The sequence below is a fragment of the Rothia nasimurium genome (assembly GCF_004569295.1).
In the GTDB taxonomy this organism is placed as follows: domain Bacteria; phylum Actinomycetota; class Actinomycetes; order Actinomycetales; family Micrococcaceae; genus Rothia; species Rothia nasimurium_B.
Genome location: NZ_SPQC01000017.1, coordinates 31471 through 54644 on the forward strand (window position 1 = coordinate 31471; position 23174 = coordinate 54644).

At 61.1% G+C, this 23174-nt stretch carries 18 protein-coding genes and 4 tRNA genes; 6 read left to right on the forward strand and 16 right to left on the reverse strand.

Going from position 1 to position 23174, the window contains the following annotated elements:
* Positions 1–10: 10 nt before the first annotated feature.
* Both E4U03_RS06060 and E4U03_RS06065 read right to left on the reverse strand, forming a co-directional pair.
* On the reverse strand, positions 11–1102 hold the full coding sequence (locus E4U03_RS06060) for a UDP-N-acetylmuramate dehydrogenase (RefSeq protein ID WP_135012457.1): 1092 nt from the start codon (positions 1100–1102) through the stop codon (positions 11–13).
* A 108-nt stretch (positions 1103–1210) separates the two neighbouring features.
* Positions 1211–2434, reverse strand: coding sequence for an MFS transporter (locus E4U03_RS06065; RefSeq protein WP_135012459.1), 1224 nt, complete (start codon positions 2432–2434; stop codon positions 1211–1213).
* Between the two features lie 664 nt (positions 2435–3098).
* Between E4U03_RS06065 and E4U03_RS06070 the strand changes: the two genes are divergently transcribed.
* Positions 3099–3299 carry a hypothetical protein gene (locus E4U03_RS06070; RefSeq protein WP_135012460.1) on the forward strand — a complete coding sequence of 67 codons (201 nt, stop codon included), beginning with the start codon at positions 3099–3101 and terminating at the stop codon, positions 3297–3299.
* 66 nt (positions 3300–3365) lie between these two features.
* Here the strand turns inward: E4U03_RS06070 and E4U03_RS06075 are convergent, their stop codons facing one another.
* From E4U03_RS06075 to E4U03_RS06105, 7 genes are all read right to left on the reverse strand, one after another.
* Positions 3366–3827, reverse strand: coding sequence for a MaoC family dehydratase (locus tag E4U03_RS06075; RefSeq protein ID WP_135012462.1), 462 nt, complete (start codon positions 3825–3827; stop codon positions 3366–3368).
* A 3-nt stretch (positions 3828–3830) separates the two neighbouring features.
* Positions 3831–4277, reverse strand: a complete 447-nt coding sequence (locus E4U03_RS06080; protein ID WP_135012464.1) for a MaoC family dehydratase N-terminal domain-containing protein — start codon at positions 4275–4277, stop codon at positions 3831–3833.
* Between the two features lie 55 nt (positions 4278–4332).
* Positions 4333–4404 (reverse strand) — tRNA-Thr (locus tag E4U03_RS06085).
* Position 4405: 1 nt separating this feature from the next.
* Positions 4406–4479: transfer RNA gene (locus E4U03_RS06090), tRNA-Met, on the reverse strand.
* Positions 4480–4505: 26 nt separating this feature from the next.
* Positions 4506–4577, reverse strand: a tRNA-Thr gene (locus E4U03_RS06095).
* A gap of 79 nt (positions 4578–4656) precedes the next feature.
* Entirely contained in the window at positions 4657–6609 is a 1953-nt protein-coding gene (locus tag E4U03_RS06100; RefSeq protein ID WP_135012466.1) for a DEAD/DEAH box helicase, read from the reverse strand.
* A 340-nt stretch (positions 6610–6949) separates the two neighbouring features.
* Positions 6950–8554: a DUF2079 domain-containing protein gene (locus E4U03_RS06105; RefSeq protein WP_167752333.1), complete on the reverse strand. Its 1605-nt coding sequence runs from the start codon at positions 8552–8554 to the stop codon at positions 6950–6952.
* Between the two features lie 114 nt (positions 8555–8668).
* Here E4U03_RS06105 and E4U03_RS06110 point away from each other — a divergent pair, with 114 nt between their 5' ends.
* Entirely contained in the window at positions 8669–9268 is a 600-nt protein-coding gene (locus E4U03_RS06110) for a hypothetical protein (protein WP_135012470.1), read from the forward strand.
* A gap of 167 nt (positions 9269–9435) precedes the next feature.
* On the opposite strand, the gene E4U03_RS06115 is transcribed toward E4U03_RS06110, so the two are convergent.
* The 3 genes from E4U03_RS06115 to E4U03_RS06125 all read right to left on the reverse strand — a co-directional run bounded on the left by E4U03_RS06115 (position 9436) and on the right by E4U03_RS06125 (position 10585).
* Positions 9436–9816, reverse strand: a complete 381-nt coding sequence (locus E4U03_RS06115) for a thioredoxin family protein (RefSeq protein ID WP_135012472.1) — start codon at positions 9814–9816, stop codon at positions 9436–9438.
* A 121-nt stretch (positions 9817–9937) separates the two neighbouring features.
* Positions 9938–10019: transfer RNA gene (locus E4U03_RS06120), tRNA-Tyr, on the reverse strand.
* A 155-nt stretch (positions 10020–10174) separates the two neighbouring features.
* Entirely contained in the window at positions 10175–10585 is a 411-nt protein-coding gene (locus E4U03_RS06125) for a hypothetical protein (protein ID WP_135012474.1), read from the reverse strand.
* Positions 10586–10765: 180 nt separating this feature from the next.
* Between E4U03_RS06125 and E4U03_RS06130 the strand changes: the two genes are divergently transcribed.
* A complete protein-coding gene (locus tag E4U03_RS06130) occupies positions 10766–11257 on the forward strand; it encodes a YajQ family cyclic di-GMP-binding protein (RefSeq protein WP_135012476.1) in 492 nt (163 codons plus the stop codon).
* Positions 11258–11383: 126 nt separating this feature from the next.
* On the opposite strand, the gene htpX is transcribed toward E4U03_RS06130, so the two are convergent.
* Together htpX and E4U03_RS13550 are read right to left on the reverse strand one after the other, a co-directional pair.
* A complete protein-coding gene (htpX, locus tag E4U03_RS06135; RefSeq protein WP_135012477.1) occupies positions 11384–12277 on the reverse strand; it encodes a zinc metalloprotease HtpX in 894 nt (297 codons plus the stop codon).
* A gap of 204 nt (positions 12278–12481) precedes the next feature.
* A complete protein-coding gene (locus E4U03_RS13550; RefSeq protein WP_135012479.1) occupies positions 12482–14308 on the reverse strand; it encodes an RNA polymerase sigma factor in 1827 nt (608 codons plus the stop codon).
* A gap of 1025 nt (positions 14309–15333) precedes the next feature.
* On the opposite strand from E4U03_RS13550, the gene E4U03_RS06145 reads away from it, so the two are divergent.
* Positions 15334–15882 (forward strand): Fur family transcriptional regulator, encoded by a 549-nt coding sequence (locus E4U03_RS06145; RefSeq protein ID WP_194210389.1) that lies wholly within the window; start codon positions 15334–15336, stop codon positions 15880–15882.
* Positions 15883–15968: 86 nt separating this feature from the next.
* Complete coding sequence (locus tag E4U03_RS06150; protein ID WP_135012483.1) at positions 15969–17471, forward strand: catalase; 1503 nt, start codon at positions 15969–15971, stop codon at positions 17469–17471.
* A 153-nt stretch (positions 17472–17624) separates the two neighbouring features.
* Here the strand turns inward: E4U03_RS06150 and E4U03_RS06155 are convergent, their stop codons facing one another.
* Both E4U03_RS06155 and E4U03_RS06160 read right to left on the reverse strand, forming a co-directional pair.
* A complete protein-coding gene (locus E4U03_RS06155) occupies positions 17625–20081 on the reverse strand; it encodes an MMPL family transporter (RefSeq protein ID WP_135012485.1) in 2457 nt (818 codons plus the stop codon).
* Positions 20082–20109: 28 nt separating this feature from the next.
* On the reverse strand, positions 20110–21417 hold the full coding sequence (locus tag E4U03_RS06160; RefSeq protein WP_135012487.1) for an SseB family protein: 1308 nt from the start codon (positions 21415–21417) through the stop codon (positions 20110–20112).
* Positions 21418–21662: 245 nt separating this feature from the next.
* Between E4U03_RS06160 and E4U03_RS06165 the strand changes: the two genes are divergently transcribed.
* On the forward strand, positions 21663–23054 hold the full coding sequence (locus E4U03_RS06165) for a DUF6882 domain-containing protein (protein WP_135012489.1): 1392 nt from the start codon (positions 21663–21665) through the stop codon (positions 23052–23054).
* Positions 23055–23174 lie beyond the last annotated feature (120 nt).

Genomic DNA, 23174 nt, shown 5'->3' on the forward strand with positions numbered 1-23174 from the left:
CGCTCCTGCGTTAGAGAGTAAACCCAACGACCACAGGCTCAGGTACCAGGCGCACCCCGAAGCTTTCCTCAACCCCTGCTCGCACAGCGCGGGCGATAGCTGCGATATCGGCGGTCGAGGCGCCACCGCGGTTAGTGATAGCCAGGGTGTGCTTGGTAGAGAGCGAAGCCCGGCCCCCGGCAAGCTCCGCTGCCTCGCCCTCAAGGCCAAAGCCCTTATCAAACCCGGCGTGCTGGATCAGCCAGGCGGCTGAGAGCTTGACCATACCGTCCAGGGGTTCACCGGCGGGGGTGGTTGCCGGGTAGCGGGGGGCGTCATCGGGGAGCTGGGCCGCAACATCCTGCCCCACGATGGGGTTGGTGAAGAAGGAGCCGGTGGAGTAGGTGTCGCGGTCAGCGGCGTCCAGCACCATGCCCTTACCTGCGCGCAGGCGCAGCACGGTTTCGCGCACCAGGCGGGAGTCGGCGCGATTCCCCACCTCAACGCCCAGCTGGCGGGCCAGCTCAGCGTAGCGGACGGGGGCAGACTGGGAGTCGTGCGGCAGCTGGAAGTCTACGGTCAGCACCACATAGCGGGGAGACCCGTTGACGGTGGACTGCTTGAGGATCGAGTCGCGGTAGGCGAACTTCAAGTCGGCGTTAGCGAAGGTCTTATAGCCGCCGGTTTCGCGGTCCCAGGTGCGAACCGAGGCGATGGTGTGGGCGACCTCAGAGCCGTAGGCCCCCACGTTCTGTACGGGGGTGGCGCCCACGGTGCCGGGAATACCGGAGAGTGCCTCGATACCGGAGAGCTCGTGGTCTACAGCGTAGGCCACCAGGTCGTCCCAGGTGTGTCCTGCCTGCACGCGCAGGGTGGTGCCGCCGCAGGCGTAGTCGCTCAGGGCCTCAATACCGGTTGAAGCTATGTGCACCACTGCCCCGTCAAAGCCCTCATCGGCTACCAGCAGGTTGGAGCCCCCACCCACCACAAGCAGGTCTTCTCCTGCACGGTCGGCGGCGGTTACGGCATCAATAATCTCCTGCTCGCTGGTGGCCTCAACGAAGAGACGGGCGGGGCCACCCACAGCGGCAGTGGTCAGTTCACTTAAAAGCTTGTCAGTCACGGTGCCCATTCTACCGGCTCTGCCAGGGCGCCGCCTGCGAGCGTGCTCACCGGGCGCTGGGAGCTGGGCGCTGGGAGCTGGGCGCGGGCGTCCTGGTGGCTAACGCCCTTAGAGCTTTTCGGTGTGGACGGTGCTGCCCGGCTTCTTGGGTTCCGGCTGGTTGGTGAGCAGTAGGGACACAACCACAAAAACCAGAACGGCTAGCAGGCCGTTGCGGATTCCAAAGTGCTCCCCCAGCAGACCCAGCAGGGGCGGGCCGCCCAGGAAGGCTGCATAGCCGATAGTTGAGACAACGGAGACGCGGACGGCGGCCTTGAGCGGGTCGTCCGAGGCAGCTGACATGCCGGTCGGGAAGCCGAGAGAGGCTCCCAGACCCCAGACCAGCAGGCCGATAAAGCCCAGGGTCACGGTAGGGGCGAAGATGAAAAGGGCCAAGCCGATGATGGCGAGAGAGCAAGTGGTGCGGAGCACCGGCACCCGGCCAAAGCGGTTGAGCAGGGCGGTGCCGCCAAAACGCCCCACCATCATGGCCACCACAAAGGTGAAGTAGCCCAGCGACCCGATGGTATTGCTGGTGCCGTAGTCGTGGGTGAGGGCGAGCGCGACCCAGTCGTTGGCTGAGCCTTCGGCCAGCGCCATGCCCAGCACGAAGAGGCCGATGAGGATGGTGTGTTTGTCGCGCCAGGCGTCGCGCACCCGGTAGGAGCCGACGGCGGCGATGGCCTGGGTGTCGTCCTGGCCGTAGTTTTCGCTGTGGCAGAACTTGAGGGAGATGAAGACGAGGGCAGCAACCGCTAGCGCGAAGTAGGCCATGTGAACAGTAAAGGGTACGCCCAGGCGGGTGTCGAGTGTACCGATAGCGGCACCTGCTACGGTGCCGATTGAGAAAAAGCCGTGCATGATGGGGGTGACGTAGCGCCCCAGTGCCCGCTCGTTGGCTACTCCCTGCACATTGGAGGCCACGTTAGAGACAGCGCTACCCAGGCCCTGAAGCATGAGGCCGAGCAGGGTCACGGGAACGCTGGCGAGGTACACACCCAGGCCAATCAGGAGCATGCCGGTGACGGTGGTGATGTAGGCTGCCGCGATACAGCGGATAGCGCCAAAACGGGCAACGAAGGCACCTGAGAAGCTCACGGCGCAGAAGGAGCCGATGGTCATACCTAGCAGCAACAAGCCCATGGGCCCGGAGCTCAGCCCCAGCCCGTTAGCCACATCGGGCAGGCGGGTCAGCAGGGCAGAAACCACCAAACCGCTGGCAAAGAAAAGCCCCAGCACAGCCCTGTACCAGGTCTTAATCTGCCGGTCGGAAAGCTGGGGGTTTTCTGCCATAGCGGGGCGGGCTGCCTTCTCTAAAGTAACGGGTTGGTACTGGTCTATTCTAGAAGTACGATTGGCAGAATGTTTGGATTGAAAAGGAAGAAGGAGGGTTATTCAAAAGCCCCCCAACCACCGAAAACCAGTATGCAAAACCCGCCAACACCTGCTGTGAGCAATAACCCATTCCACCACAACCGCACCCGATGATTGCGCCTCCACTCGGCACTAAGCCTAACCCGGTCAAGCCCTCGGCTGGGTGTGAAAACTAGTGTGCAGAGGAAGGGGCGAATGGATTTAATGCCCAGTGCCGCCCGGCCTATTTGACCCTTTACGTATAAACTTCACAGCCCCCATCTTGCCCCAGCGGAAAAATACTTTCAATCTACCCCGACGGTTCCATCGCCGTTTTTTCTTACTTCGACGGCAACCAGGTTACACTGCCTTCCGCTTCTCCAGGCAGATTGGTATCACCGCAATCAGTTTCCGACTGTGCCTTCTCAGGTAGCTACAACGGCAACGTATCCAACACTAGGTTAGTTCGATATTCTGATACGCACGTCACCTACTATGCTGACTATAAAGCAAATAACGGCGGTAGCCACCGGGTTAAGAATGACCTTAAAGTACACAAATCTACTGCTTGGACAGAGAAGGGATAAGCACCAAGGAGAACGTCATGGACTTCCATCTTTTAATGTCCAGTTTTCTGAGAGTTATTGAAGGCTATATTAGCCTACTGTTTGGGATTATCGGTGTCCCCCTTCTTACCGTTATGGGTTTCATAACCTTGAGGAGCCAGCACCACAAGAACAAGCTCACCATTGAGCAGCTTGAAAGAGCGAACGGCAGAGAGCAACAAAACCATAAGAGCCTCTGACTAAAACAGCAAAAGGTTGCCGTCACTTCTAACGGAAGTGGTGGCAACCTTTTACCGTCTACGGTTTTAGCCGAAAGAAACCAGGGCCTGGGCCTTCATCAGGACCTTCTGCTCCTTGCCCGCGCTGTCGGGGGCCGTGACAGTCAGGTCGATGCGAGCGGTGCGGGCGTCCGCGTCCAGGGCGCCGACCTTACCGGCAACCGAGATGACATTGCCGCCGGTAGCCGGGGACTCCGCGCCATCAGCATCGGGCACCGGAACCGGTTTGGAGAAGCGGGTCTGGTAGTCCACAATCGCACCGGCGTCGCCTACCCAGTCAGTCACCAGCTGCACGGCAGCGCCCATGGTGAACATGCCGTGGGCGATGACGCCGGGCAGGCCCACAGCGGTTGCGAAGCGCTCGTTCCAGTGGATGGGGTTGAAGTCGCCGGACGCGCCCGCGTAGGCCACTAGGTCAGCACGGGTGACGGGAATCTGGCGGGCACCAATCTCGGTGCCCTTTTCAAGGGAGTCAAAAGAGATAGCCATGAATTAGTCCTCCGCTCGAACCAGCAGTGATGAGATGCAGGTGGCGACCTTCTCGCCGTCTACGGTGGTAATTTCTTCGCGGGTCGTCAGCATAGCGCCAGCTCCCATGACGCGCACGCTATCGACGTGTACCTCGGTCAGCAGCTCGTCCCCGGCCACGATCGGGCGGTGGTGGGTGAAGCGCTGGTCAGCGTGGACCACGCGGGAGAAGTCGATACCGGCTTCAGGGTCGCCAATCAGGGCGGCATCTGCCTTCTGGGCCAGAATAATGGCGAAGGTGGGCGGGGCAATCAGGTCGCTGTAGCCCATGTTCTGGGCGGCCTGCACGTCAAAGTGCAGGGGGCTGGTGGCCTTCACGGCTGTAGCGAATTCACGGATTTTCTCTCGCCCGACCGCATAGGGCTCTGTGGCCGGGTAGATGCGGCCTACGATCTCTTGGTTAATAGCCATGGAAACCACTCTACAAACAAAAAACCTGCCAAACTAATGCTTGACAGGTAATCTGAGCCCCGACCGGGAATCGATCCCGGGACCTCCATCTTACCAAGATGGCGCTCTACCACTGAGCTATCGGGGCGTAGCGGTGGACGGGCTCGATCCGTCGACCTCACGATTATGAGTCGTGCGCTCTAACCAGCTGAGCTACACCGCCACGTATGAACTTTTGGGCTCATACAGAGCCCCGACCGGGAATCGATCCCGGGACCTCCATCTTACCAAGATGGCGCTCTACCACTGAGCTATCGGGGCAACAGATACTAGCTTACGGTACAACCTTTGGAAGACGCAAATCTAGAACCTGTTTTTTGGGTGTTCTAAGGCACAGCCCTTAGAACTTCTTGCGCCCCTTCTTACCGCCGAAGTCCTTCTTACCGAAGTCGCGGTCGAACTTCTTCTTGCCGCCAAAGCCGCGGTCATCACGATCAAATTTCTTGCCGTCGAACTTCTTCTTACCGCCGAAGTCCTTCTTACCGAAGTCGCGGTCGAACTTGCGTCCGCCTCCGCCGCCCTTGGGGCCGCGGTCGCGCTTAATGTTGATAAATTCGCCGGCTACCTGGGTGTCGCGCAGGCGGTCGAAGAAGTCACCGGGCAGTTCTGCTTCGGGCAGGGAGACGATGGTGAAGTGCTGGCGGATGTCGATTGCACCGACCTGCTTGCCCTTGAGACCGCCTTCGTTGGTGAGGGCACCGACGATAGCTGCAGGTGAGACGTGGGAGGAGCGGCCTACATTGAGCTTGAAGTCGACCATGCCTTCTTCGGAGTGGCGGCGGCCGCCGCGGGGCTTGTCGTCGCGGTCGAAGTCGCGGTCACGGTCGCGCTTCTTACTCTTGGGTTCGGGCATTTCTTCGGCGAGGAAGGAGCGGCCCTGCTGGGCGATGACGGCCAGGGCTGCTGCGATTTCTTCGCCTTCAACGTCGTGTTCGTTGGCGTAGGCGTCGATGAGTTCGCGGAAGAAGCTGAGATCTTCGGTTTCGATGGTGTCGGTGATTTGCTGGGCGAACTTCTGCTTCCGGTTGGCGTTGACGTCTTCGACGGTGGGCATGTGCATCTGTTCGACCTGCTGGCGGGTTGCCTTTTCGATCTGACGCAGCATGTACTTTTCGCGCGGGGTCATGAAGAGAATGGCTTCGCCGGCGCGGCCTGCGCGGCCGGTTCGGCCGATGCGGTGCACGTAGGATTCGGTGTCGTGGGGGATGTCGAAGTTGACGACCAGGGAGATACGCTCAACGTCGAGCCCGCGAGCGGCGACGTCGGTGGCGACCAGGATGTCGATGCGGCCATCGCGCAGGGCTTCGACGGTGCGTTCGCGCTGGTTCTGGGGAATATCGCCGTTGATGGCGGCAGCCTGGTAGCCGCGGCCCTTGAGCTTGTCGGCGACTTCTTCGGTTTCCTTCTTGGTGCGAACGAAGGCGATGATGCCGTCGTAGTCTTCGACCTCAAGCACGCGGGTCATGGCTTCGAGCTTGTGGGAGTGCATGACCTGCATGTAGCGCTGGCGGATATTGGCGCTGGTGGTGGTCTTTGACTTGACGCGCACCTCTGCGGGGTCGTTGAGGTACTGCTCAGCGATCTTGCGGATGGTCTTGGGCATGGTTGCTGAGAAGAGGGCAACTTGCTTGGAGTCGGGGGTGTCTGCCAGGATCTGCTCTACGTCTTCGGCGAAGCCCATGCGGAGCATTTCGTCGGCTTCGTCCAGTACCAGGTACTGCAGGTTGGAGAGGTCCAGGGAGCCCTTTTTCAGGTGGTCGATGACGCGGCCGGGGGTGCCGACAACGACCTGGGCGCCACGTTTGAGGCCTGCCAGCTGGGGGCCGTAGGGTGAGCCGCCGTAGACGGGTAGCACGGTGAAGTCGGGCATTTCGGTTGCGTAGGACGAGAAGGCTTCGGCAACCTGCAGGGCCAGTTCGCGGGTGGGGGCTAGGACGAGCACCTGGGTGTCTTTGGAGACGCCGTTGATATCGGCCAGTTCTGCCAGGGTTGAGAGGGCAGGTAGGGCGAAGGCTGCGGTTTTGCCGGTGCCGGTCTGGGCTAGGCCGACGACGTCGCGGCCTTCAAGCAGCAGGGGGATGGTTTCAGCCTGGATGGGTGAGGGCTTTTCGTAGCCGACCTTTTCGAGGGCTGCCAGGACGCGGGCGTCCAGGCCCAGGTCGGTGAAGCGGGTGCCGCCGTCCTCGTCCTTTTCGACCTGCTGGGTGGGGGTGTCTACAACCGGTTCCTGGAAGATGGCGTCGGTTGCGGTTTCTGCGTTAACGGCAGTATTTTCAGTCAATGTTGTCCTCATCGAGTGGGGTTTCAGCACTCTCACTGAGGTGGAGGTGCTGTACGGGGCGTCCCCGTGGAATGCTCGCGAGGGGCCTCAAAGATTCAGAGGTCTTCGGTTCGTGGGCGCTGGCTATCAGGGGTGCGCGCTTGGGCGAGCTGATTACACATCAGGTTCTCTAGTCGAAGGTTCAACGGTCTGCTTAGCCTAAGTATGTTCGTTGAACGCGCGTGGCCCTGTGGTTGTGTGCCAGTAGCGGGCGTGGGCGCTGAAGAGAAATGGTCGGGGGTTCCCGAGTCTTACGTTTTCAACTCTACCCTAGTTTGGACGTTTTAGGCCCGAGTGGTGATAGAGGGTACAGCTAGCGGGTGCGGACGGCGATGTCGATGCTGCCGATGGTGCGGTAGTGAACGTAGGTGGCGGTACCGTAGCGGCCGGTGGCGTAGGCGACGGCGCTGGTGGGCGGGTTGCCGCCCCAGGCGCTGCCGAGTTTATCGATGAGCACGTAGTCGGGGCCGGGTTCCCCGGAGTGTCCGATCCAGTAGGCAGCGTGGTTGAGCACCAGGTAGGTGAGGACGGAGAGGTCGGCAGCTACGGTGGCGCCTTCTGGGATAGCGGCGACGGCTTCGGCCTTCATCTGGTCAGTGGTGGAAAGCTCAGTGGTGACAAAGTCTGGGTCAGTCAGCTGGGCTAGGGGCTGGTTGGGCAGGAATCCTAGGCTGACGATGAGGGCAAGCGCGGGCAGGGCTACCGGGGCGCGGTGGCGTAGGGTTGCGAAGATGGTGCGGACGGTGCGCCCGGCGGGTGCTGCCCCGAGCTGATAGGCGGGGACGTGTGTACGGGCGGTAGCGCGGGCAAGCACGTCGAGCAGGGCGGTGAAGACGATGGGCATGAGCACTAGGTTGTAGTGCCAGGTGGGTTCCCAGTAGCCCTCTTGGGGTGAGAGAAAGCGCCAGATGAGGGTGGGGACGGAGATGAGGGCGAGGGGGCTGGTGGTCCAGGCCAGGACGCCGGTGAGCAGGAGCAGGCCGAGGGTGGCGGTTTTTTGCCAGGGGTAGAAGAGCTGGGCGAAGGCGCCGAGGGGGTCGCCGATAGCCGCTGCGATGTCGAGTTTGTCGGAGTAGTCGAAAACTCCTGCGGTGTTGAAATGGGGCAGGATAAGGCCGATAGCCAGCAGGGGCCAGACTATACCCCAGAGCATAAGGAGGCTGGCTTCGGCGACTGCGGGAGTATTGACCCAGGAACGCAGCAGGGTGCGGTAGCGTTCGCGGCGGGGGCGTACCGGGGCGGACGCCGATGGGAAGGCTATGCTGCTGGCCGTTGAGAGCCAGCCGGTGCGGGCCAGGGCGACCAGCCCGATGACGAAAACCGTGATGCCGACGTCCTCTTTGACGAAGACCAGGGGGGCCGCCCAGTAGATGGCGCGGCGGAGCAGGAGGGCGGGGGCGTCAGCCAGGCGGGTCATGGCCAGGTAGCCCAGGCTCATGATGAGCAGGGGCAGGGCGAAGGCAACCTCGTGGAATTGAACAGCTACAGCCTGCTGGATGCCGAAGCTCAGGGCGTAGGCAAGGCCCAGGGCCAGAGAAGCCCAAAGGGCCAGAATCCGCTGGGCGAACCGCACCAGCAGGTAGACAGACAGGGCAACCAGCCCGTTTTGCACATAGAGCAGGGTGGCGGGCGCAGGCCAGAGCCAGTAGAAGGGGGTCAGCAGCACGGTGACGGGGTGGAAGTGATCCCCCAGCAGGTTGAACCCCTCCCCCTTAATCGGCACAATCGGGGCCTGGCCCGAGGCGTAGGCCTTAGCCAGCTGCGAGAAGATACCCAGGTCCCAGGAGGGCACCACGTAGTGCCGCCACTGTAGCCAGGAGTAGACGCTGTAGAGGGCAAAGACAGCTAGGGCCAGGGCAGCAGCGCTCATACGTGCCCTGAGGGGGTGGGCTTCTGCTGGCAGTAGGGAGGAGCTCATGCGCCTTCTTCGTCTGAGGTTGGGGTGGGCGCCACGGGTGCGGCGTCTTGTACGAGTATAGACAGCAAAGTGGTTCTGTGGGCCAGGTAGAGCGGGTGTGAGACGATGGTGAGCATGTTGCACGCGCATTTTGTTCTGGAACCAACCCACCGGGTCCACCTGGACCAGACCTTTGCTCCCCTACAGCGCGGGACCTTCGACCCCCTCTTTCGTCAGGTAGCCGGGCCTGCTGGCCCTGTTTTTTGGGCGACGGCACGCGAAGCTGGGGTGGGTCTGCTTGTTCGTTTTGCAAGGACACACCCCGCCGACCTGCGCGCCCCGGTTGAGGTGACAATCTGGGCGGGAGATAGTTCCGCCGGTGACGTTTCGCCAGCGGCTGCCCTGGAAGCTTTTGCGGCACGCGTGCCGGGCTGGGTGGGTGAGCAGGATCGGTGGGTCGGCTTCTACGCCTCAGAGGCATGGGGGAAGCTACCCGCTAGACTGGTGCGGGCCCGGGCCGAGGCACCGGGGCTGCGGCTACCCTCTATTGGCCTGCTCTCGCAGAACCTGCTACTGGCCATCACCGAACAGCGAGTCACCGGCATCAAGGCCATGGGAGGCATGCGGGCCCTGCTACGCCAGTACGGTGAGCCTGCCCCTGCAACCGGGCTCCCCGACCAGCCGCCGGGTGCTTGTTATCTTCCCGCAGGCGTCCGTCTTTGCCCAGATTCCTGACTGGGCCTACCACCGCGCCGGCTTTGACCGCTCCCGCTCATCTGCCATGGTGCACTATGCGAACCGCGCCGCGCCCCCGGTATGCCCCGCAGGATATGCGTTCCTTCTAAGACAAAGTCGCCCTCCCCCAGCTAGGGGGACGGCTTATATAAAGAAAGTTAGTGGCCTTAGGCCTGCTCAGCCTGGGCTGCTTCAGCCTCGGCAACCTGCTTGTGCACCTCGGCCATATCCAGACCCTTGACCGCGTCGATGATCTGGTCGAACTGCTGGGCGTTCAGGGCACCGGGCTGGGAGAAGACGAGAACGCCCTCGCGGAAGCCCATGATGGTGGGGATAGAGGTGATACCTGCTGCGGCGGCCAGCTGCTGCTGGTCTTCGGTGTCGACCTTGCCGAAGGTGATATCGGCGTGCTTTTCAGAAGCAGCTTCGAAGATGGGGCCGAACTGCTTGCAGGGGCCGCACCAGTCGGCCCAGAAGTCGAGGAAGAGAATATCTGAGTTTTCGACGTTCTGGGTCAGGTTTTCCTGGGTAATTTCAATGGTTGCCATGAGAAACACGCTACCGGTTTTATCGGGGCTTGTCTAAAGACTGTGGCCGGTTTCTCTGATAATGAAGCTGCCCACCAGGGGAATAAAAAATCCCGCCTCGTGTGAGGCGGGATTTTCGCTGTGGCAGATGAGGGATTTGAACCCCCGTAGGCAATGCCAGCTGATTTACAGTCAGCCCCCTTTGGCCGCTCGGGTAATCTGCCGTATTCAATTTCTTGAATGTGTTCGTTTGAGCGAACAGTAGAATACTTTACACACTTTTAGGCAGCTTGCCAAACCGAAAGTAGCTTTTGTTGCAAAGACCACTTAAGCGGGTCGACCGGCGCGCTATGAGAGCGGACGCCGGTCGGGACTATAGTTAGTTGGACGCAGAACTTGCCGCCAGGGCTTCTTGCTCTAGCAGGAGCGATATTTCAAGGTTTTCTAGGTAGGCATATGCCTGGTCGGGGGTACACATGCCGCCGCGAATTTCGCGGGAAAGGTTTTCTTTCACGCCCTCGAATCTAGCGACTAAATCAGCATCGTGCAGGGTTTGCCCCAGCCCGCGGGCAAAATCTGGGGCCCGTTCGACTTCAGGCGAGCCGTCGCCCGCCGGGGCAGTTGCATCGGCGGTAGTAAAGCCGTCTGCCACTAAATCTGCAAGGAGAGCCTCATAGGCTCGCTGCATGGTCTCGTCAGTTACAGCTAGTACCTGGTGCGCTGCCGGAGTGTTTCCTGAGCCGGGCTGTACGTCGGCTGTAGCGTGGGCAGCTGTTTTCTTTTCAGCCATAGCTTCATCCTTCCAAACCAAGATGAGCTTTAGCTGAGAATGGTGTCACAGTTTCATAACGATTGCGATAACCTGCATAGCCCCCGCAAAACAGGGTACCTTTGTAGGTAAGCGCCCCTCCCCCGCTTAGTGGTTTACAGGGGCTCAGTCACCTATCTACAAGCAAAGAGGTAAGCACCCGTGGCAAGCGATTCATCATTCGACGTTGTTTCAAAGGTCGACAAGCAGGAAGTTTCTAACGCCCTCAACCAGGCCCAGAAGGAAGTAGCCCAGCGCTACGACTTCCGCGGTGTCGGCGCTGAGATTGATTTTTCCGGCGAAAAGATTCTGATTAAGGCAAACTCCGAAGAGCGTGCCCTGGCCGTGCTCGATGTCTTCCAGTCCAAGCTGGTCAAGCGCGGCATCTCGCTCAAGTCCCTGGATTCCGGCGATCCCTACGCTTCTGGCAAGGAATACCGCATTGAGTCCTCTATCAAGGAGGGCATCGCCCAGGACCAGGCCAAGAAAATCTCTAAGCTCATTCGCGAAGAGGGCCCCAAGTCAGTCAAGGCCATTATTCAGGGCGATGAGCTGCGCGTAACCTCCAAGTCTCGCGATGACCTGCAGGACGTCATTGCCCTGCTCAAGGGCGCAGACCTTGAGGTTGACCTGCAGTTCGTCAACTACCGCTAAACGCCTGCCCCATAGGGGGCGTCCGCACCTAGGTATAAGGCTCCCCACCTGCCCGGGCAGGTGGGGAGCTCTTCTTTAACCTGTTCAGATTTGTACGGTCAGCTGAAGCCAACCGTGACCTACCGGTTAGAGCTGGCCGTTCTGGCGGGCCATGTTTTCCAAGCGGGCGATACGGTCAGCCATGGGCGGGTGGGTGGCCATCAGGTTCTTAATTGAACCGCCGCCCCGGAAGGGGTTAGCAATCATCATGGAGGCAGCGCCTGCGGTCTGGCGGTTTTCGGGGTTCATAGGGTAGCGTGACACCCCGTTTTCCAGCTTGTGCAGGGCGGACGCCAGCGCCAGCGGGTCGCCAGTGAGGCGAGCGCCGTCTTCGTCGGCATCATATTCGCGGGTGCGGCTAATGGCCATCTGCATGACGGCCGAGGCCAGGGGCGCGAGGAAGGCAATGAGCAGGGTAAAGATGAGGCCACCACCGCGGTTTTCTTCGCGGTTGCCGCCAAACATGGCGCCGAAGGTAGCGAACTGGGCGATGGTACCGATGACGGAGGCGATAGCGGCAGCAATGGAGCCGGTCAGAATATCGCGGTTGTAGACGTGCATGAGCTCGTGGCCAATCACACCGCGCATCTCACGCTCGTCGAGTAGCTGCAGAATACCCTCGGTGCAGCAGACCGCGGCATTCTGGGGGTTACGGCCAGTAGCGAAGGCATTAGGAGTCATGGTCGGGGCAACGTAGAGCTTGGGCATGGGCTGGTTAGCCTTAGCTGAGAGCTCTTCAACGATGGCGTAGAGACCGGGAATCTGCTCACGGGTCACGGGGTAGGCGTTCATGGAGCGGATAGCGAGCTTGTCGGAGTTCCAGTAGGTGTAGGCGACCGTACCTACACCGATAAGACCAAAAATCAGGATAAAGATGGAGCTTCGGGTGAAGTAGGCAAACCCTGCTCCGATGAGGAGGAGAAAACCAACCATTGACCCCATCAAGAGGGCTGTTTTGAGGCCGTTGTTATGGCTGTGCATGAAAGTCCTTTCGTCGGGGTCTTGATTTCTAGGTTAGATGCCCAAGCTAAGATAGTGCCCGGTATTCCGCTAGAGGCTTTAGAAAAACGCCCACCAAGCCCCCTTATGCGGGGCCGGTAGGCGTTTCTTACCTAGTAACAGGTGATGCCTTGAATTCGGCTGATGCCAAAGTAGCTCTCAAGCACGTAGGTGGCATAAGGCGATTCAATGATGATGGGGGGGCAGGTAGGTGCCGAACCCCAAGGGCATATCAGCGCCTTCGGAGTCAGTGACCAGGAAAGTGATGATGCACATGCGGTTATCACCAACGGGGTGCCCAATGGTATCCCAGGGGGTGTTAGCGATGAACTCGTAGTACTCCGGAGTACCCACCCAGTCCAGGGGCCCCAGAATCTCAGGGATTCCCGTATCGGGGTCCACCGGGTCGACAGGCTCAACAGGAACCTCCGGGTCCACAGGCTGCTCGGGAGCAATCGGGGTCTCAGGTTCTGCCGGAGGGGTTGGCTCAGAGGGAGCAACCGGCTCCACAGGAACCTCAGGGGTTACCGGCTCGGCAGGAGCTTCCGGCTGCGAGGGAACAGCAGGGGCTTCGGGAGCAGCAGGTAGCTCAGGGGTGACCGGGGCAACCGAAGACTCAGGGGTAGGAGCCAGAGGAACCTGCGCAGAAACAGGCTCAGTCAGAGATGCTGTAACGTTTTCGGAAGCGGCAGGAGCACTCGCATTAGATGCAGCAGACCCAGCGGTCCTGTTCGTTGAAGCAGAGCTACCGTCGGACGAGGCAGCAGTAAGCGGCTGCCCAGCAGGAGCTTCCGGCGCCACAGCGTGGGCTAGAGAACTTGAAGAAGCCGCACTGCTAGAGCTGTTGCTACCCTGGCCAGCTGAGGGCCCGTTAACGGCTACAGACGAGCGCAAGGTTTCGGCGGTTATGCCGCTAGAGACACTCTGGGGCTCGTTCACCAGGCTATCGGTAACGCCTGAAGTATCATCGCTCGGCTGGGCTTTAGGGGTCTGCAGCTGGGAGTCTGCGCTGATAACCGCTGACCCGGCCGAAGAATTATTGGCCAGGGCCATACCACCGGCCACAGCGCCGATAGCGGTCACGACCGCAGCGGCACCGGCCAGGGCCTGACTGCCGGGCGTCCAGCGTCCGCCCCCAAAACCTGAGAAAAGGCCACCCTGGGCACCGGCCCCAGCGGCGGCGCCACCAGCCACACCACCGGCTAGGAAGGGCAGAAGCACCTTGGAACCGTCGGTAATAACGGGCACCAGGCCCGCCAGCACGGGGAAGACCCAAACACGCATGGACTTGTTGATACCGGCCAGGGTCAGGTATTCCGAGGTGCAGTAGGAGCACACCGACAGGTGCAGACGCAGAGCTTCACTACGTTTCTTGGTCAGGGAGCCACGCACCATAGAGCTCAGGTGGGGTGAGTACTGGGCACATTCGTCGGTCTTCGGCGCGTTCTGGTGGGCCTGCAAGAAGCCTTCGCGTAGGCTCTCACGGGCACGGGTAGCCAGGGCCGAGACGGCGTTGGCAGAAAGGTTCATGGTCTGGGCGACTTCGCGGGGCTTCTTATCTTCAACCTCGGTCATCCAGAGCACGGTCTGCCAGCGTTCCGGCAAGCCGGTGAAGGCGCTGATGAGCTCGTCTGATTCGTGTAATTTCAAGACGGTTTCGTCCAGCGAGCCCATGGATTCCAGGTGCTCTTCTTCGCTGGGTACTTCTTTTTGGGCAATCAGGCCATTTTCTGCCGCCAGGTGGGCAATGGTAGTAGCCAGGTAGCCGCCCATAAAGGTTCGGGGGCCCTTACCGTTTTTGAGGGCCTGAAGCACACGCACAAAAGCTTCGGAGACGATGTCTTCTGAGAGGGTGTTGTTAGAGGTGTGCTTGTAAGCGATGGCGCGAGCCATCGACACGTAACGTTCATACAGAACGCCGAACGAATCAAGCTTGCCTTCGCGGACGTCCGAGAGCAGCAGCTCGTCGGTGGGCCCGCCAGTAGCTGGTTGCGCGGTGTTGTGTGATTGCATGAAAATCCCTGGGTTTATGCGAGTTACCCCTAGTTAGAGTGGTGGGGGCATTCTATTAGTCTATCGGGATTATGCCCTGTATGCAGTAGTTTGTGGAAAGAACAACAACAGCCCGGCCCCTATGCGGTGATAGGGGGCCGGGCCGTGTTGTCCCTAGCGGTAAAGCGGTGCGAGCCTCTCTACCCTCTATTGATGGTAGTGGCTCCCCCTTCCCTGGAGGCGCCACCTGCCGGCGGTGAATGTGTAGCTTGTGCGCCACCACCCACGAACAGTGTTGGCACTTTGCGTTTCAGTGCCTGCGAAAGCATCTGAAGTGTATTGGGTTGTATGTGTTTGCCCTGGCACAGAACCCGCGAACGGCCCTGTGCGGTGGCTATTTTCTGTGTGTGGTGGGCAGAGCCGCTCGATAAGTTCCAGCAGCGGCGGCTCTGCGCCTTAACACATCACAGTGTTGGCTCCTTGGGCGCCGGGGCGTTTTTTTGTTGAGGACGTCGAGCAGGTCGTTTTCGGTGTTGGCTCCTTGGGCGCCGGGGCGTTTTCCCCTAGTCCCGGCGAGGTGCCGTTGTGCTCGTCGAATCCCCACGATTGACGGGCACGCTTTGTTCCCTTGTTCCCCGCCGTACTTCCCATGGCAGTTTGGGGGTGGTGTGCCACCGAGCCGATCATGAAAACCGGTAGGCACACCCGACAGTTTTGCGCTGTCATAGATAAAGAGCCGTTTGAGCCCGTTTCATGACGCGAAAACGGGAAGTTTTTTAAAAAACTTTTTCAGACTCCCTTAAATGCACGCCTGACAAGCTCTTTTACTCCTCAAAGTTTTTTAAAAGTTTGAAGCTCTGCACCCGGCAAAGCCGCCGCATCGCTCGCAATAGGTAGGCGCGGACGTCCGCCCTCCTTTCACAGCAGGGCCAGCTGGGCGCACCCACTGGACTGCCTTACCCAAGGTTCAATCCAGGCATTCTTAAGGTGCTACCCAGCCTTACCTTATTGTGAAAGATTCAAAATAAGGATATTATGGTGACATGATGTCAACAACAAGCATCCTCGGAGCAAACGGTTGCAGCCACATCCCCGGTAGCACCGAAACCCCCGCCAGCGCTCACCAAGAAGCATGGTCAGCCCAGCTCCGAGCTAAGGGCCGCCGCGTCACCAAGCAGCGCCTCGCCGTGCTTGCCGCTGTACACGATAACCCCCACTCCACCGCAGACGCCGTGATCACGGCCGTCCGTCGGGAACTGCCGGGCATCACTGTGCAGTCGGTCTACGTCGTCCTTGCCGACCTCACCGACATCAATATGCTCCGCAAGTTTGAACCACCGGGATCAGCAGGGCTCTACGAGACCCGCACCGGCGACAACCACCACCACGCCTACTGCATCCGCTGCGGCAAGGTCGAAGACGTGGACTGCGCCATCGGGGCCGCCCCCTGCCTGACCCCCAGCGATTTTCACGGCATGGCTCTTCTCAGCGCCGATGTGCTCTACCGAGGCATCTGCGCCGACTGCCAAAACGCCGACGAAAAAGAATTGGCTCTCGCCCAGCAGGCAGCCGCCAACCAGGCACTAGCCAGCTAGGGCAGAGCGCCATCACCCTCTGTCTGCCTACTAGAACCGCCCCTAGACGCAAGCAGAAAACAACCCCACACAGGAAAGTAGGAAAAATGAACAACCCGATTAAGCCCGGTTCATTTACCACCACCACCCAGGGTGCCCCCGTTGCCTCAGACAACGACTCCCTGACCGTAGGTGCCGACGGCCCCATCGTCCTGCACGACGCCTACACCGTCGAAAAGCTCGCCCAGTTCAACCGCGAGCGCGTCCCCGAGCGCGTTGTCCACGCCAAGGGCACCGGCGCATTCGGTGTTTTTGAGACCACCGAAGATGTCTCCAAGTACACCCGTGCAGCCCTCTTCCAGCCCGGTGTATCCACCGAGATGCTGATTCGCTTCTCCACCGTTGCCGGTGAGCAGGGTTCACCCGACACCTGGCGCGACCCCCGCGGTTTTGCGGTCAAGTTCTACACCACCGAGGGTAACTACGACCTGGTCGGTAACAACACCCCCGTCTTCTTCATCCGCGATGCCATCAAGTTCCCCGACTTCATCCACTCTCAGAAGCGTCTGCCCGGCAACGGCCTGCGCAACAACGACATGCAGTGGGACTTCTGGAGCCTGCGGACCGAGTCAGCCCACCAGGTAACCTGGCTCATGGGTGACCGCGGCATCCCCGCTACCCTGCGCCACATGGACGGCTTCGGTTCACACACCTACCAGTGGATCAACGCCGAAGGCGAGCGTTTCTGGGTCAAGTACCACTTCAAGACCGACCAGGGCAACGACTTCCTGACCGGTGCTGATGCTGAGCGTATCGCTGGCGAAAACGCTGACTACCACCGTCAGGACCTCTACGAGGCTATCGAGCGCGGCGAGTTCCCCTCATGGACTCTCTACGTTCAGGTCATGCCCTACGAGGACGCCAAGACCTACCGCTTCAACCCCTTCGACCTGACCAAGGTCTGGCCCCACGCTGACTACCCCTTGATCAAGGTGGGTAAGATGACCCTGAACAAGAACCCCGAGAACTTCTTCGCTCAGATTGAGCAGGCTACCTTCTCGCCCTCCAACTTCGTTCCGGGTATCGCAGCCTCCCCCGACAAGATGCTGCTGGGCCGCATCTTCTCCTACCCCGATGCACACCGTTACCGTGTAGGCACCAACTTCGCTGACCTGCCCGTCAACTACGCGAAGAACGCTGAAGTGAACAACTACAGCCAGGACGGCGCTATGCGCTACACCTTCAACAGCCCCGACACCCCCGTCTACGCCCCCAACACCTTCGGTGGCCCCCACGCTGACGCTGCCCGCGCCGGTGAGGGTTCTTGGGAAGCTGACGGCGCCCTGGTTCGCGCTGCTGCCACCCTGCACGCTGAGGACGACGACTTCGGCCAGGCCCGCACCCTCTACGCCGATGTCATGGACGATGCTGCTAAGGCCCGTCTGGTTGAGAACATCGCCGGTCACGTTGGTGCTGTTGTCTCTGACGAGATTCGTGAGCGTGCCTTCAAGTACTGGGATTCAGTCCACGAAGAGCTGGGCGCCCGCGTACGTGAGGCCTACAAGCACAACAACGAGAAGAGCAACGAGCCCACTCCCCAGACCACCTAAGGTCTGCGGTAAAGCCTAGCTTTTCGCAAGAAAGCCGCCCCCGGCGTCCTTGATAATCAGGACGCCGGGGGCGGCTTTATGTGCTGCAGGCAGATGGGGTGGGGCCCCTGCACTGTGCTTTATGTGATGCTGTGCTGTATTGGGCAGCGCGCCTTATTCGGCGATGTGCTTGGGGGCGTCTTCTTCGTCGCGTTCCTTCTTCTCAAAGGGCCACCACCAGGCGGCTTCACCCAGCAGGTACATGGTGGCCGGGATGAAGGTGGTGCGGATCAGGAAGGCGTCCATGGCGACGCCCAGGGCTAGGGCGAAGCCGATGGGGCGCACGGCGGTGAGGTGGGAGAAGATGAAGCCGGCGAAAACGGCAACCATGATGACGCCGCAGGCAGTCACAACGGCCCCGCCCTGCTTGTAACCCAGCACAACGGCGTCGCCCGCCGAGTGGCCCTTTCGGTGGGCATCGCGCATGCCCGAGACGATGAAGATTTGATAGTCCACCGAAAGGCCGAAGAGGATGCCGATCAGCAGGATAGGTAGGAAGGCCAGGATAGGCCCGGGCTGGGTAACGCCGAAGACGTCGGCGAGCCAGCCCCACTGGTAGACAGCGACAACGGCGCCGAAGGAGGCCAGGGTGGAGAGCAGGAAGCCGATGGTGGCCATGACCGGCACGATAATGGAGCGGAAGACGAAGGCCATGAGCACCAGGCAGAGGGCGATTACCACTCCAAGATAGAGCGGGATGGACTGTGAGATACGCTCTGAAATCTCGATGTTAGCCACGGTAGAGCCGGTCAGGCCGATGGTGGTTGCGGTGGCTTTTTCGGTGGCTTCGAGCTTGTCATTCATGGAGTGAACGGTAGCTAGGGTGCTGTCTGCCGAGGGCCCTTCGGTGGGGAAGAAGGCCAGGATGGCGGTGGCGTTGTCGTCACTGGTAGCGACGATGGCGACGCTTTCAATTTTGTTGTTTTTGAGGCGGTCGGCCACGTCGAGGGCTACGTCGCGCAGGCGGGCTTCATCGCCGGGGACGGTGAGGGTCAGACCCGCGATGATGGGCCCGTTGACGCCTTCACCGAACTTTTCGGAGATGGTCTGGTAGGCCTGGTAGGAGGTTGAGTCGGTGGCCTGGTAGGAACCGTCGGGCAGGCCCAGGCGGAGGGAGGTGGTGGGAATGATGGCCAGTACCAGCACGGCTACCGCTACGAAGGTCATGGCGAAGGGGTGACGGGTGACGAAGCCGCCCCAACCCTTGTAGGCCGCTTCGATTTCAGCGAAGGCTTCGCGGCGGTTGCGGGGTACCTGGATTTCCTGGGTGCGGGCCAGGTTGAGCTGGGTGAGTTCTTCTCGCTGGGCGCGGGTCAGCAGGCGGGTGCCCAGCAGGCTCAGGACGGCCGGTACCAGGGTTAGGGAGGAAGCCACGACCAGGGCAACGGCGAAGGCCCCGGCAAAGCCCATGATGGCCAGGAAGGGCAGGCCGGTGAGGCAGAGGGCTGAGAGGGCGATGATGTTGGTCATGCCAGCAAAGAGCACGGAGTGGCCCGCGGTCGAGTTGGCGGTGCCTACCGCATCGAGCACGTCGGCGCCGTCGCGTAGTTCTTCGCGGAAGCGGTAGAGAATCAGCAGGGCATAATCGATACCGACGCCCAGGCCCAGCATGAGGGCGAGGACGGGGTCGGTTGCTGTCATGTCGATAAAGGCGGTGCTGGTGTAGACCAGGGCAACAGCGGTACCGGCTCCGATGAGGGCAAGTACCAGGGGTAGACCGGCGGCGACTACCGCCCCTAGGGTAATCAGCAGGACGATAAAGGCCACGACCAGGCCAATGATTTCTGAGATGCCAAAGACGTCGCTGACGTCCTGGTCGAGCTCATAGCTGTAATTGACGGTCAGGCCGGTGTCTTTGAGCGTATCAAAGGTGCTAAAGACTTCTTCCCGCACCGAGGTTGGCAGGGAATTGGTGTCCTGGTTGAAGGCAATATTGACGATGGCTGCGGTGCCGTCTTCGCTCACCATGTTGGCATCGGCTGCCGCGTCAAGCTCACGCTGGGTGGCATCGACCTTATCCTGGTTCGCACGCAGGGTGGTGCGGGCTTCGGCCAGGGCGGCTTCCTGGGTTGCCAAATCGGGGGTAAGAGCTGCGATTTCTTCGGCGCTCAGGCCCTCAGGAAGGGTCGCTTTGGCGGCGTCCAGCTGGGTCTGCCCCTCATCAATCTGTGCCTTGGCTTGGGCCAGCTGTGCTTTAGCGTCCTCAAGCTGCACGGACGCCTGGGTCATGGCGTCCGCCGCTACGAAGGGGTCGAGGGAGCCAGCTACTTCGGGTAGCTGGTCAATTGTGGTGACGGCCTGGGCGATAGCCTGCTTCTGGGTGTCGTTGAAACCGCTCTCGGCCTCTAGCACCACGTAGCCGCTAGAGATACCGTTGTCGGGAATCTTAGCCTGGAGGTCTTCGCGTACCGCCTCAAAGGAGGCCCCCGGCATGGTGTAGCTGGCGGTTGCGCCGCGGGCTAGGGTCAGTGCCCCCACACCGGCGAGGGTCAGAAGCACCAGCCACAGCACAATGGTGGCGCGGGCATGACGAGCCGCGGTAAGGCCGAGCGTGCGCAGGGCACCGGTCATGGGGAACTCCTGGGTAAGAGGCGGGGGTTTACTGTGATTCTACTACTGAAATGAGCTGGCGCACCTGTTCCATGGGGAGAGTGGCATGGGGGGCCAGGGCATTGATACGCACAGAGCTGCTCGTACCGGCGGCAAGAAGCTTCAGGACGTCCAAGGCCGGGGCGCTTCGCACTACCAGGGTGGGGTCGAGGGCAGCGACCTCGGCAGAGGTGGTAAAGACCAGGGCGACGTTCTCTTCGCTCTCGTCGTCCTTCTTGAGCATGACTGGGCGCCCTGCAGAATCATCGGCCCGGACTCCCAGGAGTAGCACTGAGGCAGGTGCGGTCAGCGCCATGAGTAGGTCATGCATGTTTTCTTCAAATAGGGCCCGTTGGGCAGGCATATTGTGGGGGGAGCCGAGTACCCACTGAATCTGGGCTTTTTCGATGAAGCATTCGTGATCACTGCCGGGGTCAAGCACCAGCACGTCGATGCTGTCATCGTGGGCCACCTGCAAGAAAACCTTCATGGCGTGTTCTACCACCAGGCGGGGGTAGGGTTCGTTCAGCACCTGGGTCGAGTAGGCCTGGGCCGATTCTGTTGCCGTGTAGGCGGTCAGGGCCCGCATACCGTTGGCCAGGCGGAGCACCTGGTAGTTGAGCTGGGCGGTGCCCTCGGGGGTGAGGGTGCTCTGGGAGATGTCCATGATGAGGTTGCCGCCCTGGGCAGTGCGGACGACGTTCGCCAGGGACTGCTCGCTCCTGGCGGTTGCGAAGCCCGCCAGGGCCTCGGCCAGGTAGCGGTTAACGGGGCCTACCGGCAGGCCCCCTTCCCCGCCGGGCTCAGTAAAACCTGCGCCCCGGCGTCCTGCTAGACGCACGGCAGCCCAGTCAGGCACGTGCTCGGGGTCGCGGGGGAAAAGTTCAAAGTGGGCGCGGATATCGCGGGCGCTCAGGCGGCCCTCGCCCTTCCAGTCCACCGGCTCGTGGGCGCGATCGTAGGACGCCCCAATCTGGTACTGCGGGTCGGGCCAGTTGCTGGCGGTAATCACCACCGAAGCGGTGAACCAGGTGCCTTCCCCCTCAACGAAAGAGGCATGCTGCAGCTGCTCAATAGCGGGCAGTACCGGGCTATCTGACTTCACCGGGCCTACGGTTCCCACATAGTCCTGTTCATCGCGTGATTCGGTAATACGCACAAAAACGCTCTCAGACAGGGGCTTGATATTGAGCACCAGCTCATTCCAGCCGGGTTCAACCTTGACCGTGCCCAGCATCCAGCTACCAATGGCGTTCAGGGCGTCTTGCACCATAGCGGGGCGTTCGATCTCGGTGTAACGGGGCGAAGAGGGCGACATACTGTTCCTGAAGGTTTGGGCGAAGCAAAACCCTACGCGGCGCTACACACTTAGCAGGGCCACAGGGTGCGAGTTATCTCCCCTATTAAACCAAGAAACTACCCGCCCCGGGGCAGCGTACACCGCCCTTCTCGCTGAGTGATACACCCCCAGTTGCAGGGAGGTAGCTGAATATGTCAGAAATTCAAGCTCTTACCGAGGCAAAAAGGTGCGGGAGCACCGCAAGAGTTGCTAGCCTTGACCGTATGACTACTACACTGCAGGATCTGATTGACGATTCAATCTTTATCTCCACCGAGTACCAAGCCCGTCTTGCTGAAATCAGCGGCGGCGCAGAATGGACGGTGGACTTCTCTGCACCGTCATTCACCCTCCAGTCTGATGCTTCCGTAAGCCTCACTCCCTACCTGCTGGGCACCGAATCTGAGAACCGCGGTTCCTGGATCTGGTCCTGGCAGGAGCTCGGTCACTTCCCCGACCGCGTCGTTTCGGCAGCAATCCAGGCGCGTGAAGGCGGAGCGAAGCACAGCATCTCTGAGCTCACCACCGACGAGCTCCCCCTCGACTCGGGCCTAGCCCGCAAGCTGACCCTGGCCTCAAAGGCCCTGACCGGTGTCTACGCCCACTACCCCGTCACCGCCGGGGCGGGCGTCCGCGCCTGGATTCTGCTCGATGGCAGCCAGCTTGAACTTGAGGCCCCCACCGTTAACCGCATGGGCCAGGTCATGGCCCAGGCCCTGCAGACCGGCACCGCTGTGAACCACCTGCGCGCCGTAGACTCCTACGCCAAGCTACGCGGTGCCCACATTGCCTGGGACACCGAGGCAACCGCCGTCATCACCGCATCGGACGGCGCCCTGCGCCTCTGGTTCGACAACGGCAAGATCTCGGGTATCGAGGCTGCTGAGCCCCAGGCTGGGGCCGACGAGCTGGCCCGCCTAGCACAGGCTGCCCGCGACCTGCGTGAGCAGCTAGCTGCTGAGCGTCAGGGCATCGAAGCTGTGGCAGCCCAGGAGGCCGCTACCCAGATCGCCGCCCGAGAAGAGGCTGCCCGTCTGGCCGCTGAAGAAGCTGCCCGTGAGGACGAGGCCCGCGCCGAAGCCGCCCGCGCAGCTGAGGCTGAAGCCCTGGCCGCTGAACAGGCCGCCATCGAAGCTCGCGAGGCTGACATCGCTGCCGCTGAAGAGCGCGCCGCAGCTGAAGCCGCTGAAGCTGAGCGCCGCGAGAAGGAGCGTGCCGAAGAGGCCGCCCGAGAGGAAGAGGTCGAAGGTACCATCACCACCGATCGCGTCTACCCCAACGCCGAGCAGCCCTACGACCGCGAGCCTGCCGAGGACGCCCGCCCCGGCCGCGTCACCACCAGCGCTATCGCCGACGAGGACATCGTGCGCGATGAGCCTACTCAGGTAGAAGAGCCCGCCGCTGCTTCTAATGCCGCCGAGCAGGTTATCGAAGAAGCTGAGACCGAGCAGGCTCCTGCCAGTTACGAGCAGGTTGAAGAGCCTGCCCGCCCCGCTTCAGAGATTCGCCTGGCTGGCCAGGCCCCCGACCTTGAGGCTGAGCGCGCAGAAGCTGCGATCAAGCCCAAGCCTAAGGAAGAAAAGAAGGGCTTCTTCAGCCGCTTCTTCGGCCTCTAGGCCCTCGCATAGAGCACCTACCAGTGGCTACCCAATCTACCGGGTAGCCACTTTCTCGTAGAGCCACCGGCCCGCCCCGCTGCGGGCCGCAGGCGCCCACCACCCCAAGCCCCCCCCCAC

Bases quoted from the DNA above. Each gene is read 5' to 3' on its own strand.
- E4U03_RS06065 (WP_135012459.1), bottom strand. From the start codon at position 2,434: ATGGCAGAAAACCCCCAGCTTTCCGACCGGCAGATTAAGACCTGGTAC.
- E4U03_RS06070 (WP_135012460.1), top strand. From the start codon at position 3,099: ATGGACTTCCATCTTTTAATGTCCAGTTTTCTGAGAGTTATTGAAGGC.
- E4U03_RS06075 (WP_135012462.1), bottom strand. From the start codon at position 3,827: ATGGCTATCTCTTTTGACTCCCTTGAAAAGGGCACCGAGATTGGTGCC.
- E4U03_RS06080 (WP_135012464.1), bottom strand. From the start codon at position 4,277: ATGGCTATTAACCAAGAGATCGTAGGCCGCATCTACCCGGCCACAGAG.
- E4U03_RS06100 (WP_135012466.1), bottom strand. From the start codon at position 6,609: ATGAGGACAACATTGACTGAAAATACTGCCGTTAACGCAGAAACCGCA.
- E4U03_RS06105 (WP_167752333.1), bottom strand. From the start codon at position 8,554: ATGAGCTCCTCCCTACTGCCAGCAGAAGCCCACCCCCTCAGGGCACGT.
- E4U03_RS06110 (WP_135012470.1), top strand. From the start codon at position 8,669: ATGTTGCACGCGCATTTTGTTCTGGAACCAACCCACCGGGTCCACCTG.
- E4U03_RS06115 (WP_135012472.1), bottom strand. From the start codon at position 9,816: ATGGCAACCATTGAAATTACCCAGGAAAACCTGACCCAGAACGTCGAA.
- E4U03_RS06125 (WP_135012474.1), bottom strand. From the start codon at position 10,585: ATGGCTGAAAAGAAAACAGCTGCCCACGCTACAGCCGACGTACAGCCC.
- htpX (WP_135012477.1), bottom strand. From the start codon at position 12,277: ATGCACAGCCATAACAACGGCCTCAAAACAGCCCTCTTGATGGGGTCA.
- E4U03_RS13550 (WP_135012479.1), bottom strand. From the start codon at position 14,308: ATGCAATCACACAACACCGCGCAACCAGCTACTGGCGGGCCCACCGAC.
- E4U03_RS06145 (WP_194210389.1), top strand. From the start codon at position 15,334: ATGTCAACAACAAGCATCCTCGGAGCAAACGGTTGCAGCCACATCCCC.
- E4U03_RS06150 (WP_135012483.1), top strand. From the start codon at position 15,969: ATGAACAACCCGATTAAGCCCGGTTCATTTACCACCACCACCCAGGGT.
- E4U03_RS06155 (WP_135012485.1), bottom strand. From the start codon at position 20,081: ATGACCGGTGCCCTGCGCACGCTCGGCCTTACCGCGGCTCGTCATGCC.
- E4U03_RS06160 (WP_135012487.1), bottom strand. From the start codon at position 21,417: ATGTCGCCCTCTTCGCCCCGTTACACCGAGATCGAACGCCCCGCTATG.
- E4U03_RS06165 (WP_135012489.1), top strand. From the start codon at position 21,663: ATGACTACTACACTGCAGGATCTGATTGACGATTCAATCTTTATCTCC.